This window comes from Moorena sp. SIO4A1 (assembly GCF_010672065.1).
Lineage (GTDB): Bacteria > Cyanobacteriota > Cyanobacteriia > Cyanobacteriales > Coleofasciculaceae > Moorena.
Genome location: NZ_JAAHHX010000100.1, coordinates 1 through 16,704 on the forward strand (window position 1 = coordinate 1; position 16,704 = coordinate 16,704).

The 16,704-nt window shown below is 45.5% G+C and carries 13 protein-coding genes; 6 read left to right on the forward strand and 7 right to left on the reverse strand.

Annotated features, from left to right (window positions below):
* Positions 1–212 precede the first annotated feature (212 nt).
* Positions 213–1,247, forward strand: coding sequence for a glycosyltransferase family 4 protein (locus F6K53_RS32855; protein ID WP_293026252.1), 1,035 nt, complete (start codon positions 213–215; stop codon positions 1,245–1,247).
* Positions 1,248–1,384: 137 nt separating this feature from the next.
* On the opposite strand, the gene pgmB is transcribed toward F6K53_RS32855, so the two are convergent.
* The 3 genes from pgmB to F6K53_RS32870 all read right to left on the reverse strand — a co-directional run bounded on the left by pgmB (position 1,385) and on the right by F6K53_RS32870 (position 10,411).
* Positions 1,385–4,366 (reverse strand): beta-phosphoglucomutase, encoded by a 2,982-nt coding sequence (pgmB, locus tag F6K53_RS32860; protein WP_293067799.1) that lies wholly within the window; start codon positions 4,364–4,366, stop codon positions 1,385–1,387.
* 837 nt (positions 4,367–5,203) lie between these two features.
* Positions 5,204–7,624, reverse strand: coding sequence for a sucrose synthase (locus F6K53_RS32865; RefSeq protein ID WP_293067801.1), 2,421 nt, complete (start codon positions 7,622–7,624; stop codon positions 5,204–5,206).
* A 543-nt stretch (positions 7,625–8,167) separates the two neighbouring features.
* On the reverse strand, positions 8,168–10,411 hold the full coding sequence (locus F6K53_RS32870; RefSeq protein WP_293026259.1) for an amylo-alpha-1,6-glucosidase: 2,244 nt from the start codon (positions 10,409–10,411) through the stop codon (positions 8,168–8,170).
* Positions 10,412–10,603: 192 nt separating this feature from the next.
* Between F6K53_RS32870 and F6K53_RS32875 the strand changes: the two genes are divergently transcribed.
* Positions 10,604–12,394, forward strand: coding sequence for a M61 family metallopeptidase (locus F6K53_RS32875; RefSeq protein WP_293067804.1), 1,791 nt, complete (start codon positions 10,604–10,606; stop codon positions 12,392–12,394).
* 248 nt (positions 12,395–12,642) lie between these two features.
* Here F6K53_RS32875 and F6K53_RS32880 read toward each other — a convergent pair whose 3' ends face one another.
* Positions 12,643–12,855 carry a hypothetical protein gene (locus F6K53_RS32880; RefSeq protein WP_293067807.1) on the reverse strand — a complete coding sequence of 71 codons (213 nt, stop codon included), beginning with the start codon at positions 12,853–12,855 and terminating at the stop codon, positions 12,643–12,645.
* Positions 12,856–13,105: 250 nt separating this feature from the next.
* Between F6K53_RS32880 and F6K53_RS32885 the strand changes: the two genes are divergently transcribed.
* The 3 genes from F6K53_RS32885 to F6K53_RS32895 all read left to right on the forward strand — a co-directional run bounded on the left by F6K53_RS32885 (position 13,106) and on the right by F6K53_RS32895 (position 14,516).
* On the forward strand, positions 13,106–13,717 hold the full coding sequence (locus F6K53_RS32885; RefSeq protein WP_293026267.1) for a Uma2 family endonuclease: 612 nt from the start codon (positions 13,106–13,108) through the stop codon (positions 13,715–13,717).
* A gap of 159 nt (positions 13,718–13,876) precedes the next feature.
* On the forward strand, positions 13,877–14,179 hold the full coding sequence (locus tag F6K53_RS32890) for a DUF433 domain-containing protein (protein ID WP_008185608.1): 303 nt from the start codon (positions 13,877–13,879) through the stop codon (positions 14,177–14,179).
* Between the two features lies 1 nt (position 14,180).
* The gene (locus F6K53_RS32895) at positions 14,181–14,516 is read left to right on the forward strand and encodes a DUF5615 family PIN-like protein (RefSeq protein WP_293026270.1); all 336 of its coding nucleotides are present in this window, start codon (positions 14,181–14,183) and stop codon (positions 14,514–14,516) included.
* A 196-nt stretch (positions 14,517–14,712) separates the two neighbouring features.
* Here F6K53_RS32895 and F6K53_RS32900 read toward each other — a convergent pair whose 3' ends face one another.
* Entirely contained in the window at positions 14,713–14,967 is a 255-nt protein-coding gene (locus tag F6K53_RS32900; RefSeq protein ID WP_293067811.1) for a hypothetical protein, read from the reverse strand.
* A gap of 123 nt (positions 14,968–15,090) precedes the next feature.
* Here F6K53_RS32900 and F6K53_RS32905 point away from each other — a divergent pair, with 123 nt between their 5' ends.
* Positions 15,091–15,354 carry a helix-turn-helix transcriptional regulator gene (locus tag F6K53_RS32905; RefSeq protein ID WP_075902219.1) on the forward strand — a complete coding sequence of 88 codons (264 nt, stop codon included), beginning with the start codon at positions 15,091–15,093 and terminating at the stop codon, positions 15,352–15,354.
* 40 nt (positions 15,355–15,394) lie between these two features.
* Here the strand turns inward: F6K53_RS32905 and F6K53_RS32910 are convergent, their stop codons facing one another.
* Together F6K53_RS32910 and F6K53_RS32915 are read right to left on the reverse strand one after the other, a co-directional pair.
* Complete coding sequence (locus F6K53_RS32910; protein ID WP_293067816.1) at positions 15,395–16,387, reverse strand: ABC transporter ATP-binding protein; 993 nt, start codon at positions 16,385–16,387, stop codon at positions 15,395–15,397.
* The gene (locus F6K53_RS32915; protein WP_293067819.1) at positions 16,372–16,593 is read right to left on the reverse strand and encodes a hypothetical protein; all 222 of its coding nucleotides are present in this window, start codon (positions 16,591–16,593) and stop codon (positions 16,372–16,374) included. Before F6K53_RS32915 ends, F6K53_RS32910 begins: the two co-directional genes overlap by 16 nt.
* Positions 16,594–16,704: the final 111 nt, after the last annotated feature.

The following is a 16,704-nucleotide window of genomic DNA, read 5'->3' on the forward strand; positions in this document are numbered from 1 at the left end:
TTAAATAAAACTTAAATTAATTAACCTATCTACACCTGTATGGTAGAGACTTACTCTCGGAGCATGTAGATAGATTACGTCTAGCTTCTTCCCAAAAGCTAAAAACTTTCTGTAAGATAGCAGAATCAGTTTTTATTTGTGATAGATACACCATCTTAAGTTTTGTTAGCTCTCAATCAAGCTAATTTAGAAGATTTTTGGAGGACTATAATATGCGGATAGCTCAAGTTTCCCCCTTATGGGAGAGAGTTCCCCCACCAGGGTATGGTGGGATAGAACTAGTGGTTAGCCACCTCACTGATGAATTAGTTCGTCGCGGTCACGATGTCACTCTATTTGCCTCTGGAGATTCGATCACTAAGGCAAAACTAGACTCTGTGGCTCCTCAGGCTTTGCGCCTTGACCCCTCCGTAGAGGTACCGCTAATTTACGAGCTACTGCAATTGACTCAAATTTGCGAGGTCGCTGATCAGTTTGACTTAATTCACCTTCACTTAGGACCAATAGCCTTTTTGGTTATGGAAAGGATTAAGACCCCTGTGGTTTTTACCATGCATGGTCGCTTTGGCCCTAATATTAGCAAGATTTATGAGCGATACCGCCACATACCCCATATTAGCATCAGTAATCATCAGCGGTCATCCGGACCGGATATGAATTACATTGCCACCGTTTACAATGGTGTTCAGATTGACGATTATCCGTTCAATCCTGAAGCAGCTGACCCCCCCTACTTGGCATTTTTGGGTCGTTTGTCACAAGAGAAAGGACCTCATCATGCGATCAGAATTGCCCGTGAAACTGGGTGGCGGTTGAAAATGGCAGGCAAGGTTGATACAGTTGACCGGAAGTTCTTCGAAGAAGAAGTTGCTCCTCAAATTGACGGTGAACAAATTCAATTCTTGGGTGAAGTGACTCATGAACAGAAGGTGGAATTAATATCCAAAGCCAGCTTGACCCTATTTCCGATTACCTGGCCTGAACCTTTTGGTTTGGTGATGATTGAGTCGATGTGTGTTGGGACTCCAGTGATTGCCACGAGATTTGGCTCTGTACCGGAGGTGGTGGCCGACAAGAAAACTGGGATAATCTGTGCCACTCCTGAGGATATGAACGCTGCCATTCCAGAGGCTCTTAAACTCTCTCGCGAAGAATGCCGTAAGTATGTCGAAGAGTTCTTCAGTGTTCCCAAGATGGTTGATGGCTATGAAGCGGCTTATCAGAAACTGCTAGAACAGCATAGCTGAGTGTGTGTATACAAGGACTTGCCAGTTGACACTCAGCACTCGCTACTCGGTACTTAGGACTGTAACAAAAAAAATATGGCTGGGTGAATTAGACTTCACCCAGCCAATTTAGTTCCAAATATTTAGTCTCAAATACCCTAACAAGGAATTAAACGATTCCCTGCCAATTGTTTGTGGAGGTTGCTCCAGTGTATGCCTTCGAGACTGGGTAACACCAGGTGGGCTGCTCCAACTCGTTCAACCGGACCAAGTCCCACAGCCCACATACCAGCAGCTAGAGCGGCTTCGACACCAGATCCGGCATCTTCTACTACTACACAATAAGCGGGTTCCAATCCCAACTGCTGTGCTGCGTGCAAGAAGAGATCTGGTGCTGGCTTAGAGCGGGTCACACTGTAGCCATCAGAAATGGAATCAATGCGATCGCTAATACCCAATCGTTCCATAACTTCCTTGGCATTTTTGCTACCGGAGCCAATGGCAACTTTGATACCAGCTTCCTTGAGTTCAATCAGTAACTCTAGAGCTCCAGGTAGTAAGTCAGCCTTAGAGATGTTCTTGATCAATTCCAGATAGTACTTATTTTTGCGATCCATCATCTCTTGGAGTTGCTCTTCTGTGGCTGAGCGACCGTTCAAAAGTTCCATCAGGGACTCTCGACGTGAAAGACCCCGCAGTGCTTCGTTGGCCTCGCGATTAAAGGGAATACCCTCTTCATCAGCTAGTTTTTGCCAAGCTTGGTAATGATATTCTGCGGTATCAGTGATTACGCCATCTAAGTCAAAAATCACACCCTGGATTTGAGCTGGAGAGCCGGGGGGTCGAGAACTTGAGGAGATGGTAGCCCCAGATTGGGCTGTTTGAGTACTGGTTTCTGGATTTAGATCAAACTCGTACTTCTGTCCACGCCATTGCAGCTTAAACTTCAGACGTGTCCAGCCCGGTAGGAAGTGGGGAGTAGCAACCGGTCCGTTGTCTGTGAACTTGATCCCAGCACATCCAAAGATTATAGCTTGCCATAGACCACCACCGGAAGCAGCATGAATTCCTTCATGAGCGTTACGCCGCACATTTTCTAGGTCTACCATCGCTGCCCGCATAAAGTGTACATAAGCTTCCTCGGTCTTTCCTAATTCACAGGCGAGGATGGCGTGAACCGCAGGACCGAGGGACGAACCATAGGTGTGATCGGTGCGAGGAGAATAGTAGTCCCAACTTCGTTGCAAAATTTCCCGATATTTGTCTGGGTTAGAGGTTACGCCGTACTGCTCCCGCATCAGGTATAGCAACATCAAGACATCTGGCTGCTTGAGTACTTGCTTTTTAGTTGCTCCCTCAATGCCAAGGATAGCCTGCATGGAACGGGTACGTGGCTCGTAATCTTCCAGGTTGATGTCTTCAATTTGGAAGAACCCCTCACACTGTTCGATTAAGTTCCTTTCATGGTCATAGGGTATCCACATCCGACGGATAATTTCAGACCACAGACTAACTCGGCTTGGAGTTAGCTCCAGTGTTTCTTCGAGTTCTTTAGCTTTCTGTGGATGTTCCCGGCGTAACCAGTCTAGGACGAACTGAGCAGTCTCTAGGTGCCATTGAACCATGCGGTTGGTGAAAGCATTGTTGTCTACCCCTTCGTGGTATTCGTCCGGACCAATCACATCCCGGAGTTCATAGCGCTCCCGTTTACCATTCCACTCAACCCGAGTTCCCCAGAATACCGCTGTATCTAGGATAATTTCAGCACCGTAACGTACCACCCAGTCATCATCACCGGTAGCTTGCCAATATTTCCAGATACCATAGACTACATCAGTAGTGATGTGGAGTTCGCGATCGCCACACCAAATTCGGATTGGGTCTCCATCCTTCTCAGCGGAGAGAACCCAGCGAGGGGTTACTTCGTCACCGGTGTCAGCACTTTCCCAGGCGTAAACGGCTCCCGGATAGCCCTGAAGCTTAGCTTTACGCCTTGCCCCAGGTAAAGTATGGTAACGGTAGGTCAGCAAATTCCTGGCAATCTGGGGCTGAGTTAATATCATCAGGGGCAGCATAAAAATTTCTGTGTCCCAGAAAACGTGACCCCGATAGCCAAAACCAGAAAGGGTTTTAGCGGGAATATTCACCCGGTCATCATGACGGGGAGCACAAATGAACAGTTGGAACAAATTGTAGCGTATAGCAATCTGAGCGTTGAGGTCCCCTTCAATGACAACATCGCTATCTTGCCAAATCTTATCCCAAGCTGCCTCATGTCGAGAGAATAGGGTGAGATAATCCGGTTGGTTGACCAGGTGTTCCTGGGCTACCTTTTCTGGGGTTTCGGTGTCCCGGGATGTGAACACACTAATTACTTTATCCAGGGTCACCAGCTGTCCTGAGCGCACTTGTAAGGTAGTGGCTAAGGTGGGGTGACCTTCACAGCCCTTGAGCTGTATTTGGGCATCATCAACACCACTGACACTGACTCTCGAAGCCATACCCAGTTCGATTCCAGTATGACGGGTGCGAACGTGTAACCAGATACTGCCTTCGGATGTCTGGTTAGTTCCAGTTGAAATCTGACCCTGTTTCAACCATTCCCAGTGGAGCACCCCTTGGTTATCTGGGTAACCATTGATGCTGGCTTGAATTTCGATTGCCCCATCGAAATCCACCGGAGTGATTTGACAGCGAAGGGCTAACAGATGGTCATCAGCCATACTGGCAAAACGCTCGATATGGATATCGATAGTCTTACCACCAGGAGTACGCCAACGCACATCACGAGTTAGCTTGCCTCGATGCAGGTCAAGTTGACGTTCGTAGTGCAAGATCTCGCCTTGATCAAGACGAAAGCGTTCACCTTCTACAACTATCACTATAGGTAGCCAATCAGGACAATTAGCCAGTTCAGTATAGACAACTGGCACATCGTCGTAGACACCATTAATCAATGTCATTGGCCATGCAGCGTGATACCCTTCCTCAAAGCTACCTCGGGTACTGAGGTAACCATTGCCAATAGTAAAAACGGTTTCCTTGTAGTGCAATTGAGTCGGATCAAACTTGGTCTCAGTTACTGTCCAGTCGGTGTAGATGTGGTTAGAGCTAGATGGGGACGATACTTTGGCATCCATAGTTAGTCGTTAGTGTTGCTGTGGTGGGTGGTTCCTTGAGTGAGGTCAAACGCTTCCCTTCGCTTGTGGGGCAAACGGGTGTAGGCTTTAGGGAGTGGGAGATAGGGGTAATGGGGCTGTGAACAGAAGATGGCACAACGCCACCCTTGAAACTCGGATCACTAACACCAGATTTTCCCCATACCCCATACCCGACAATCTAAACCCCTGCTGTCAAGGGAAGGCTACTAGCAATTAATTGAAATAGTTATTGGCTCAGGCAGATTGCCCATAATTAGTGAATTCACTAATTTTTATGCGATTTCCGCATTAACTGACATATCAACAAATCTTTGGTTAGCTGTTGGTAGCCGACATGGAAGAATCAGTTGAGGTCAGTTAACGATAGGAAGCTTAATAACTAGTAATTTCTATAACGAGTAATTTCTAGAATCAGCCTCCATCGTTGCATTAGTTTTCTACAACTCCGATTAGGAGTAACGTTTGTCGGACTTAGTTCCGCTTCCGCGAACGGGAATGTTGTAAAGGCTGGTTGGGCTAGCAGCACATTTTTCCCTCACTTTAACTACTAGCGACAGGGCTACGAGCTGGCGGTCATTCGTAGGTGTCGTAACCATTACAACGAGCGGACTAATGTCCATTGCGGTGCATCTTAGCTAGCAAATTCCAGATTCACCGGAAATTACGAGGGAATTAACTAAGAGTGAGTTCTTATTAGCTTAAAATCAGTAGAATTTAAATGCTTTTAAGCATTACTTTAGAAACAGTCAGCTCAACCATTCAGTTGTGATGCTTTCTGCTCCCCCTCCTCACTTTTTTATAGCCCATAATCTCTGATTAACGCGAGCTATGCTTGGCTAGTAAGTTTGTCGCTCTAGGTTTGTAAATCAGATAGAACAAAGCTTCTAAGTAGCGCAGTAGAGCTTCTCGGCTTTCTTTAGAGGTTTCACTCCAGAATCCGTAAATTTTGGCGAGTGAGAGGAGCTGCTTGGTATGCAACTGCCAATTGTATTTATCCCGAACTCGCTTGATACCTGCTTGAGAAATTTTCTGCCAGTAGTCAGGGGTGTGTTCGCACTTTGAAATAAATTGCTGAATTTTTTCGGCAGTCTCTTTCAAGTCTGTGGGATTAATGAGAAACCCATTATCGCCGTTTTGAATAATCTCTGATGGTCCACCAAATTGAGTGGCAAATGTTGGTAAACCGGAGACCATGGCTTCTAAAACGGTGAGACCAAAGGCTTCAAAGCGAGCAGGATGGACTAAAATTCCCCCCAAATCAGCAATCACTCGGTAGGATTCGCCGATATCGGGGGTGGTCAGACGTAGTCCGATCCATCGAATTTTGCCGTGAAGATGGTATTGCTCAATTAGCTGGTTGAGCTTCTCGATTTCCCCTTTCTCTTCTGGATCAGTGGCGTCCTCAACCCTGACATGGCTAGTGATTAAAATTAGGTTGCACTGTTCCTGAAGTTCTTTTGAACTGGCAAAGCATTCCACTAAGCCACTCAGATTCTTGATTGAGTTTAGGGGCGCAATGCTGAGAATCGGGCGCTGGTTAGGACTGTTGAGATAGCCGATAATTTCGGGGTCTTCCTTGGTCAACAGCAAGTCTTTAACCCGTTCACTGTCGTCGGCAATCCGGTCTGATGTCTGAGTGTAGGGAAAGAAAATGTTTTCGTTGACCCCTGGTGGTACCACATTAAATTTGGGGCTGAATAACTCAATCCCATTCACCACATGATAAAGTTCAGGCATACTGAAAGACTTGTAAGACTCGTAGTAGCCTACACTGTTTGGTGTTCCCACAAGCTCCTCATAGGTACTGGTCAGAATGAAATCTGCTGAATTCATCGCAATTAAATCAGCGGTGAATTGTATGGAGAAGTTATATTGGGACTCAAAGTCTTTCCAGTAGAGGTCACTAAACAGATATTTAGGCTTTTCCATGGTGTGAGCAATACTGCCATGGATAGCGTTTAGGCGTCGAGCTAGCAGAAACGCAACTAAACTCCCATCGGAATAGTTTCCGATAATTAAGTCTGGACGACCCTGGAATTCTTCTAGCAGGGCTTTTTCTGAATCTAAGGCAAAGGATTCGAGATAGGGCCAGATCTCAAATTTGGAAATCCAGTTGTCGGTGACGTTTGGGTTAAATTCCTCGAAAGGAACCCGCAAAATCCAACCGTTGCTGGTGCCTTGGATTTTTTCTAGGCGTAGATTGCACTGGGTACCTTCACAGTTGGGAATTAGGCGAGTCAGAACGATCACCTTTGGTTCGACACCAAGAACGTCAAGACCTGAGAGTTTAATATTGTTTTGGATTGTTTGTTCCAGGCTACTGGCTTGGTCGATGACGTATGCCACTTGACCAGCGGTTTCGGGAAGACCCAAGACTCCTTCTTGGCCAACCCAGCCATGAACGGAAACCAGAACAACCCGAAATATCAGGGGAATACGAGAAATAAAGGCTTCGAGTACTGCATGATCAGGAGCGTCCATTAACCGCTCGAGGAGTTCTAGGGTTTCGCGCACCCGACCAGCAGTGTTACCCCAACCTGCTTCAAAACCGAGAACTTGAAGCTCGAAGCGAAACTTTTCATAGGGGGTGTGAGCTGGTAGCTCTCCCACTAATGTTAGTGCTTGCTTAACCTTTTCAAAGAGTTGGGTAGTTGAGTCAATCCGGTTGTTGAGCAGTAATGGTGTGTGGTCGTAGTGGTGCGCTTGTAAGTTTTTCAACAGCTCCTCTAGCCACTGCTCAGAGTCAGCAAATAATTGGCTAGATAGGTAACGGTTAAGAAACTCCAGCCCATTGCCAATCTTTCTCGGGTCACGAATTGTAGGAGTATTTTTGTAAAACGGACCAACATCAATTTCTAGCAGACCCCCTTTTTCTGGGAAGTAGCGCTTAACCCAGCGATCGCGTAAGCTTAGTAACTCCTCCACTGGCATTGGTTCAAAACTGGTCAAATCCGCTGCCAGCCGATAGATTTCTTGAGAAGCAACCCTTGTCCGCAGGAGAAGCCAAAGGTTTTTCTCTTCCAGAATAATTTCGTGGGTATAGTTCAGTAGTTCGGCGATAGAGGAAGTTCTTTTAAAGTAAGCAGGCTTGTCATGAGTAGTGCAGTAATTATCAAACGCTTGCAGAATCTGATTCCTTAGAAAGTACTGCTCTTGTTCAGATCGCAGTTGGCTGATAAACTGACGCAAATCAGCTTTCTCGTTACTTTGGAGAACAGCTCGTAACAAACTAGACATAGTAACTTAGCGTGTCTTGTCCATGGTGGGTCTGTAACCTACTCCCGCTCTAGCCCTTGGCTAGCAGGGAGTAGGATTGTCGTCGGAGATTGGCTCACTCCTTGGGATCTTCTGGCAGTGGGGCAATCGCTTACCCCACTATCGTGATTTGAATTAGGGCGGGGTGTGCCAAGCTTTAAGTAAGCAACCGCCATATTTACATGATTCCCCTAGATCGACAAGGCAGTTGGAAAATACATGGAAACAATTAAGCTTTTAATTATGATTAAAATAATTTTGCTAGGTGTGCTTGACCCATGAAGAATTAAATTCGCCACAGGTTGCACCTGCCGATACCCCACCTACACTTAAACACCCTGAACAATAGGTTTCAACTCCCACGCACTAATGGTCAAGACAGCTTGCCGATCATCGGCACTCAGCAAGTATAAAGGAAGTGCGTGGGAGATCAGCGCTCAGTGGTAAGGGTCAATTCTATGAAAGCCTTACCTTTGTCAAATCGGACAAATTTATAGCGCTATGCTTTGTCTTTTCCCTTTGCTATTAACTGGATGAGCTTTCGATCACAACCGTGAGGTTACCGGAATTTTTGACCACTTTACAGGTGGTGGTTGTGTCAGCTCGTTCCAATTGCAAGTCTAGCACCGTTGAGCCAATCCGCAAGTTACGAACTAAGAGTTGATTGATAAAATTTGGTAAAGTTGGTTTGAAAATATGTAAATTGTTTCCTGAAGCATCCGGTCGCAAATTCACCATCATTTGCAGCAGTTGGAAAATACTGCCAGTTGCCCAGGCTTGGAGAGGACAGGCTCCTGGATACTTGACCGGAGAGCTGTTGGGAGTGCGCTGGTAACCAGAGAATAGTTCTGGAGGACGATAGTAGGGTTGCTCAACTGTCATGTCAATCATGCCTTTGGCAATTTCTAAGGCTTGATCGACTTGATTTAGCGATCGCAATCCTAACGCAATCAAGGAATTTTCGTGGGGCCAAACGGATCCGACGTGATAGCTGATCGGGTTGTAAGCAGCGGATTGATTACTGAGGGTACGAATCCCCCAACCATTGAACATATCTGGTGCTAACAGCCGCTTTGCTACACTAGCTGCTTTTTCTGGAGTAAAAATACCCAATGACAAGCAATGACCAGGATTGGAGGTTATGCTATCTACGAGTTTTCCTTCTCCATCTAGTGCTAAGGCACAGAAGTCTAGGTCGTCTAGCCAAAAATCCTGATTGAAGCGTTGCTTGAGTTCCTGGGCTTGGTTTTCCCAACGCTCGGCTAAATCAATTCGCCCCTTGATCCTGGCCAGATGGCTTAGCCTAACTTTAGCGCCATAGACATAAGCTTGGACTTCGCATAATGCGATCGCTCCCGTTGCTAGGGTACCATCACGAGTGACCATGGAATCACCGGAATCCTTCCAGCCTTGATTACGCAAACCCTTTTTGGACTGGCGCTGATAACAGAGATAGCCGTTTTGCTGAGATTGACGATCAATCCAATCCATGGCAGCCAAAGCATTGGGCCAGAGCAAGTCTCGGGTAGTTGTGTCATTGGTCCAAGCATAGTACTCGGCATAGAGCATCAGCCAGAGTGGGGTAGCATCAACTGTACCGTAGTAGGGAGTGTGAGGAATTTCCCGACAGCGAGCCAATTCCCCAACCCGTAGTTCATGCAAAATCTTACCCGGTTGCTCATCCCGCCATGGGTTATCCTCTTGGCCTTGGTAGTGGGCTAAAATTTCCAGAGTACCTTTAGCAATGGTAGGGTCAAGAATTAAGGTTTGTGAGGCAGCAATTAAGGAATCTCGTCCAAACAAGGTGGAAAACCGAGGTACTCCTGCGGAAAGAACTGTGCAGCCATTAATAGTCTGCCTTAGTAAAAAGATGTCTCGTATTGCCCGAGAAATCACTTGGTTAACGGTTTCATTATCTGAGCTAATGTGAGTTACCTGTTTATACCATTCCTGGTTTTGGAGTAAGTTAGCGGTCTTAGCTTGTTCAAGGGTGGCTGGAATTTTAGCTCTAGTGATTCGCGCTTTGTGGGTGACCAGTTCCAGTCGATAGCCTAAAGTTTCAGTAGCCCCAGGCTTGAGGCACAATTCCCAAACCGCTGTGTCTCCTTTGTAGGTGTCTGGGAGACGGTGCATAAAGTAGATCTGAGATTCAATCAGGGAGTTATCGAGTCCCTGGTAAGCTAGGTTAATGGTATTGGTGTTGAACTCAGTTAGGGTTAGCAGGGTATCTAAATCGATATCAGGCGGTAATGAACGCAGCAGAGTTCCCCGTTGCTGTCGCTGATGACCCCGAACTTCAAACCAGTCTTTAAAATCGGCATCGAAACTGAGGCTGACGGTGAAGCTAAGGGGTTGAGTGTCGTAATTGGTGATTACAATTTCTTCCCATAAGCCACCATGGAGGGCTAGCTGCCGCTGAATGCCTAGGGTTTTTGGGGGAAGATTAGGTGAGCGGGGATTACAACACATGACCGATAGGGCAAATCCTTCTTCAGCAGTGCTACTCAGGGGAATGGGGAGTTGCCCTTCTATTTGTAACTCTAAGCGAGAGAGAAAGCGGGTATCTTGACAAAATAACCCGGTTGTGCTATTAGTTTCGTTTTCTAAGTTCCCCGAAATATTCCCTAGGGTATCTGTGATTAAAAACAGGTCATCTACTTTGAGAGGAAGGGTTGGTAGAAGTCTTGAGGTGGTGGGCCATTCGGTCATCGACAACTGCTCGCTAGGAAGATATCGTCTACCATCTCGTTCGATAATCTGTAAATCCATAAAATCAGCGCTGGGGCTTTGGGTTTAACTAGTGGTGGGCGCTTGGGGGATGTCATCAGTCTCTCTCTACCGCTGTGGTAAGGGTCGGGAGACATGGACATGACCCAAGTTAATTATCAATTTTTTTTGACAGGTCGAGTCCTCAGAGGATTGCTACCCTAAGAGCTAAATGGTAATCCCTAACCTTGAGTAATGACTGAAGCAAGAACTATTTTTCGGAGCAGCGCAGCCACTAGTACCTTAGCTATTCACTACCATGTCGCTATGCCTCAGCCTCAATCCCATCTGTTTGAGGTAACGCTGCAAGTGGAAGGCTGGGAAGCCCCTTTGTTAGATTTAAAGATGCCAGTTTGGACTCCAGGCTCTTACTTAGTGCGGGAGTATGCTCGACATTTACAAGATTTCTCTGCGGATACGGGTAATCCTAGCCAGTCTTTACCGTGGCGGAAACTGGCCAAGAATCATTGGCTAGTGGAAACTGGTGATGGGTCGGCTATCACTGTGCGTTATCGTATCTTTGCTAATGAATTAACGGTACGGACTAATCACTTAGATGCTAGCCACGGTTATTTTAATGGTGCTGCTCTGTTCTTGTTCATCCCAGGATTTGAACAATACCCTTGCCAGGTTACTATCGCGCCACCTAATCCCGATTGGCGGGTGACCACACCCTTACCGCGAGTGTCAGGAAAATATAATACCTTCAACGCAACGGATTTTGATACCTTAGTCGATAGTCCGTTTGAAATTGGTGATCATAAGCTCTATGAGTTTGAGGTTTTGGGAAAACCCCATAAATTGGCAATTTGGGGAGAGGGGAATGCTGACCCAAAGCGGATTATTGAGGATACTACAAAGATTATCAAGGTAGAAGCTGAGCTGTTTGGGGGTTTACCTTATGATCACTATTTGTTCTTGCTGTATCTAACTGGTAGTGGCTTTGGGGGACTGGAACATAAGGATAGTTGTTCGTTAATTTACTCACGCTTTGGTTTTCGGGCAAAGGATAAGTACAATCGCTTCCTGCAACTGGTGGCTCATGAGTTCTTTCACTTGTGGAATGTTAAGCGGATTCGACCATTAGCCCTAGAAACCTTTGACTATGAACAGGAAAATTATACGACATCGTTGTGGTTTTGTGAAGGAACAACCAGTTACTATGACTTATTAATTCCCCAACGGGCTGGTATCTATGATGCTAAGACGTTGTTAGAAAATTTGAGTAAAGAAATTACCCGGTTTTTAACTACACCAGGACGTAAGGTGCAGCCCCTGAGTGAGTCGAGTTTTGATGCCTGGATTAAGCTTTATCGACGGGATGCGAATAGTGATAATAACCAAATTTCTTATTATTTGAAAGGGGAAATGGTGTCGTTATTGCTGGATTTGTTAATCCGGGAGCGCCATGGAAACCAGCGATCCTTTGATGATGTGATCAGGAAGATGTGGGAGCAGTTTGGTAAACAGGAAATTGGCTTTACTCCCCAACAACTAAAAGAGGTAATAGAATCGGTAGCAGAGCTAGATTTAAGTAATTTCTTCTCGAAGACTATTGAGGGTACTGGGGAATTGCCCTTCAATCAGTATCTCAAACCCTTTGGCTTACAAGTGGTGGCTGTGGATGAAGAATCTGTGCCTTACTTGGGGGTGAAGGTGAAGACCGAGAATGGTCAGGACTGGATCCAGTTTGTGGAGATGGATTCTCCTGCGGCAGTGGCAGGAGTGGATGCTGGTGATCAGTTACTGGCTATTGATGGGTTGCGAGTCAATGGGGAGCAATTATGCGATCGCTTAAAAGATTACGAAGCTGGTGATGTTATCGAGCTTAGTGTATTCCATCAGGATCAATTGGTCACTCTACCGATTACATTAGGGAAATCTCAACCCAGTCGTTACCAAGTGATGCCAGTGAAGAATCCTACCAATGTCCAGCAGCATAATTTTTCTGGGTGGTTAGGGGCATCTTTAGCCAAGATGAGTTGAGGGATAAGCTATCAGCATTAAGCTATCAGCTATCAGCTATCAGTTTATGGGTTAGGTCACAGGCTGGAAGCCTGTGCCACCCTGGAAGCCTGTGCCACAAACCTGTTCGCGCTTTTCCCCAGACTTTCAATTCTCATTAATCTCGAACTATTAAATTCTCCCGTTCCCGTAGTGTGGCCATAGACCTGCATAGGTTGATTTTAAGCTGATGGCTGACAGCTGTTCGCGTAGCGCATATGCTTACAAAGTCACGATAGAATTTCCGATGTGAGCTGTTCAGGAGTAACGGGTTGACATTTTCCTTCGGCAAACTCTTGTTGAGCTTCTTTAACATCTCTAATTCTCTCGGCTCTTCGCCGAGAGCGAAGACGATTTATTAAAATACTAATTAGATTTTCTTGATCCTCTAAGGGAAGTTCATCCGCTGCTTCTAATATTTCTGAAAAGGTAGTTTTTGTCATGATGCTTTTTATTTTAGGTAAACTTAGTTTTCTTCATTATAGCAATTATCTATCCCATGAGGGACAAAGGTATCCCCCGTTGGTCCCCCTTACAAAGGGGTACTTTGAGGTTGATAAGCGTACCTGGTAAATGCAATAAACGCTATATATATTTTATCCACCACGATTGACAGTTATAATTTAATCATTAATCATAATAGCAGCTTACCACTGCCAGCATGATTTTATCCTGATAAGGAGTGCGATTGTAATGCTTCAAGCTTTACCAACGTTTATAACTGTTGATCAGTTTATTACCCAGTATGGTGACAAAGAAGGCTATGAACTAATCGATGGGGAACTAATTGACATGGAACCTACGGGACCACATGAGGAAGTAGCAGGGTTTGTGGGACGGAAGTTAAATGTCGAAATTGACCGAGGATACCCAGATTATGTTATTCCCTACCGATGTCTGATCAAAATTTTAGGAACTCAAACAGCTTTTCGTCCTGATGTGATTGTATTAGATAGAACTCGGCTCGTAAATGAACCTTTATGGCAAAAAGAGCCTGTGATTACGTTGGGAACCTCAATCAAGCTTGTTGTTGAAGTTGTTAGCACCAATTGGCAGAACGATTATGCTCGTAAAGTTGAAGATTATGCCATACTAGGTGTTCCTGAATACTGGATTGTCGATTATCTGGGCATTGGTGGTAGAGATTATATTGGTAAACCTAAACAACCAACAATTACAATTTGCACTTTGGTAGATGATGAGTATAAAAAACAATTATTCCGAAATGATGATGGTCTTGTTTCCAAAGTCTTTCCGAATCTTAGTTTAACTGCTAACCATATTTTTTGCTCTAGTCTAATTTAGATATTATTGTTAGATATATAGCAATTATCGTAGTCATGATGGACAAATGTATCCCCCTAAATACCCCTTAAAAAGGGGGACTTTGAGGTTGAAAAGTGTACCTCATAACTGCGAAAAATGCTATATAATGGTAAAACCAGTGTATAAATAGGAGACAACATGAGTAGTGTCATATCAAAGCATATTGAAATTACACCGGGGGTTTGTGGTGGCAAACCTCGCATTGCCGGTCATCGTATTCGGGTTGAGGATATTGTCATTTGGCACGAAAGAATAGGATTGTCGCCGGATGAAATTGTTTCACAATACCCAACCATTACCTTAGCAGATGTCTATGCTGCTTTAGCCTATTATCATGACCATTTTGAGGAAATCAGGCAACAGATTCGTGAGGATGAAGAATTTGCCCGTGATATGCAAGAAAAAACACCGTCTTTGGTTCAGCAAAAGTTAAAGCAGTAAGATGCCTCAGACAATTCGGTTTCACTTAGATGAGAATGTCAACAAGGCCATCGCTGACGGGTTAAGGCGGAGAAAGATTGACGTTACGACCACTAGCGATGCAGGATTAATTTCCTCTTCGGATGAGGAGCAATTAAGATTTGCTTACAGCCAGGGGCGAGTGATGTTTACTCAGGATAGTGATTTTTTGAAATTACACAATTCTGGCTTTGAACATTGCGGAGTTGTTTATTGTGTGAAGGGACGTCGCTCCATCGGTGAAATTTTGCAGGGATTAATTTTGATTTGGGAGGTGCTTGAGGCTGAAGAAATCGCAGGAAAGGTGGAGTTTTTATAAGCGATGCAGTGGCCTCACGGGGGTTCCCCCCACTCGCGCTTTGCATGGCTGACATGGATTAGTGATCTCAAAAGCCTCGTTCACGCACCCTACAAGATTGCGATCGCACTGCATCGCTAAATAAATGGTATAAGCCCCCCGCTGTTTTGGGGGGTATGGGGGGAGGGAAAGGGAAAAGCGATCGCAAAGCAAACCCTCAATCAACAAAAACCAATCGCCTCAAAACTCTCATCACCTCACCAGGATTACCAGTTGGCACCGGCTGAGTCCACTCCGTTACCTCAGCAAATCCTCTGATATATAGGGCGTGAATTATTTTTTTTACCCCTTTGAGTGAACCAATCACTATAACTTTGACATATTCTCTGCCAGAAACTGGCTCCCTAGAGGCTTGAAGCTTAATCGATGCTGAGGTGTCTTGGCTAGAATCACCTAGAAAACTCTTGAGCATTTGGCTTGTCCCAAATTTTAGTTAACAAATATATTCGCAGATCTGCGAATATTAAAAGGCTATCGGATATTCGCAGATCTGTAAAGATTTACTAGCTCATGATCTTTTGACACGATCGAGGTCATGGGAAAAGTAGGAAAAGCGCTCAAACAAACCTTAGCAACCCACGGCATCAGCCAAAACAAATTGGCCGTAACACTGGGAGTTAGACCATCGGTGGTATTTCGCTGGTTTCATGAGCAAACTGATCCTAGCGGGGAAACCATTGCGGATATTGCTAAAGCACTCCAGAGTATCAATCCCTCCGCTGCTGCTGAATTCGTCAAGCTTTACCTGGGGGAATTCATAGAAGACCAAATCGAAAACCAAGACGAAGAGGAATCCTAGACTGGCTTTGGGTAGAATAATTCTTGTTGTTTGTTAATTCTCAATTAACAACGCCTCGATTCAACTCTGGCTTCAACCAACAAGCCACTTCATGGTCAACACTTACTAATTCCAAGGTGGGATCGTTCTGCCAACATTTATCAATCACGAAAGGACAACGAGCCGCAAAGGGACAACCTTGGGGATAATTGGTTAAATCTGGTGGTAACCCTTCAATGGTCTGCAAACGCTCTTGGCGCTGTTCATCCAGACGGGGAATACTATCGAGTAAACCAATAGTATAGGGATGGCGAGGATTTTTATAGATTTCCATCACCGATGCTTGTTCTACTACTTGACCGGCATACATCACTAAAATCCGATCCGCTAATCCCGCCAATAGCGCCAAATCATGGGTAATCCAAATCACGGCCATGCCAATTTCTTGGCGCAGTTTCTTGACTAATTCTACAATTTGAGCTTGGATGGTCACATCCAAAGCAGTGGTAGGTTCATCGGCAATCAGCAACTGGGGATTACAGGCTAATCCCATGGCAATCATGACTCGCTGGCGCATCCCTCCAGAAAATTGGTGGGGATAGTTACTAATCCGTTCCGCTGCACCAGGAATTCCGACTAATTCTAAGAGTTCAATCGCCCTAGATCTTCCTTGCTCTCGGGTCATCCCTTGGTGTAACCGTAGGGCTTCTGTAATTTGCCTTTCTACCTTTAGTACTGGGTTAAGGGAAGTCATGGGGTCTTGAAAAATCATCGCGATACGGTTACCCCGGATTTTCCGCATTTCCCCCTCACTAAGCTTTTGGAGGTCACGCCCTTCAAAAATGACTTCACCATTGGTAATCTTTCCAGGAGGTGAGGGGATTAGTCCCATAATCGACAGGGCGGTGATACTTTTACCAGAACCGGATTCACCAACAATCCCTAGGGTTTCCCCTTGATTGACCTGGAAGGAAATACCATTGACAGCATGGACAGTACCAGCTGGGGTGAAAAAGCGTGTTTCTAGATTACGAAGGTCTAGGATTGGTGACAAGGGAAGAATTGAGAATTTAAGTATAGTTTATAGGATATAGCAAAGGGAGTAGGGAGTAGGGAGCAGGGAGCAGGGAGCAGGGAGTAGGGAATAGGGAGTAGGGAGTAGGGCGTGTTTTCTTGCCTCGGAGATCCCCCGTTGGTCCCCCTTAAAAAAGGGGGACTTTGAGTATGGCTCCCCCCTTTTTTAAGGCAGGGCTGTTTCATTCTCGCAAAAAATAGATGGGGAGATGGGGAGATGGGGAGATGGGGAGAATTTTGGACTAATACTCGGGATTTTGGGCAAATTTATCGTTCCCTTACACCAAGGCCGTTAAC

Bases quoted from the DNA above. Each gene is read 5' to 3' on its own strand.
- F6K53_RS32880 (WP_293067807.1), bottom strand. From the start codon at position 12,855: ATGACAAAAACTACCTTTTCAGAAATATTAGAAGCAGCGGATGAACTT.
- F6K53_RS32865 (WP_293067801.1), bottom strand. From the start codon at position 7,624: ATGTCTAGTTTGTTACGAGCTGTTCTCCAAAGTAACGAGAAAGCTGAT.
- F6K53_RS32885 (WP_293026267.1), top strand. From the start codon at position 13,106: ATGCTTCAAGCTTTACCAACGTTTATAACTGTTGATCAGTTTATTACC.
- F6K53_RS32915 (WP_293067819.1), bottom strand. From the start codon at position 16,593: ATGAAACAGCCCTGCCTTAAAAAAGGGGGGAGCCATACTCAAAGTCCC.
- pgmB (WP_293067799.1), bottom strand. From the start codon at position 4,366: ATGGATGCCAAAGTATCGTCCCCATCTAGCTCTAACCACATCTACACC.
- F6K53_RS32905 (WP_075902219.1), top strand. From the start codon at position 15,091: ATGGGAAAAGTAGGAAAAGCGCTCAAACAAACCTTAGCAACCCACGGC.
- F6K53_RS32855 (WP_293026252.1), top strand. From the start codon at position 213: ATGCGGATAGCTCAAGTTTCCCCCTTATGGGAGAGAGTTCCCCCACCA.
- F6K53_RS32900 (WP_293067811.1), bottom strand. From the start codon at position 14,967: ATGCTCAAGAGTTTTCTAGGTGATTCTAGCCAAGACACCTCAGCATCG.
- F6K53_RS32875 (WP_293067804.1), top strand. From the start codon at position 10,604: ATGACTGAAGCAAGAACTATTTTTCGGAGCAGCGCAGCCACTAGTACC.
- F6K53_RS32890 (WP_008185608.1), top strand. From the start codon at position 13,877: ATGAGTAGTGTCATATCAAAGCATATTGAAATTACACCGGGGGTTTGT.
- F6K53_RS32895 (WP_293026270.1), top strand. From the start codon at position 14,181: ATGCCTCAGACAATTCGGTTTCACTTAGATGAGAATGTCAACAAGGCC.
- F6K53_RS32870 (WP_293026259.1), bottom strand. From the start codon at position 10,411: ATGGATTTACAGATTATCGAACGAGATGGTAGACGATATCTTCCTAGC.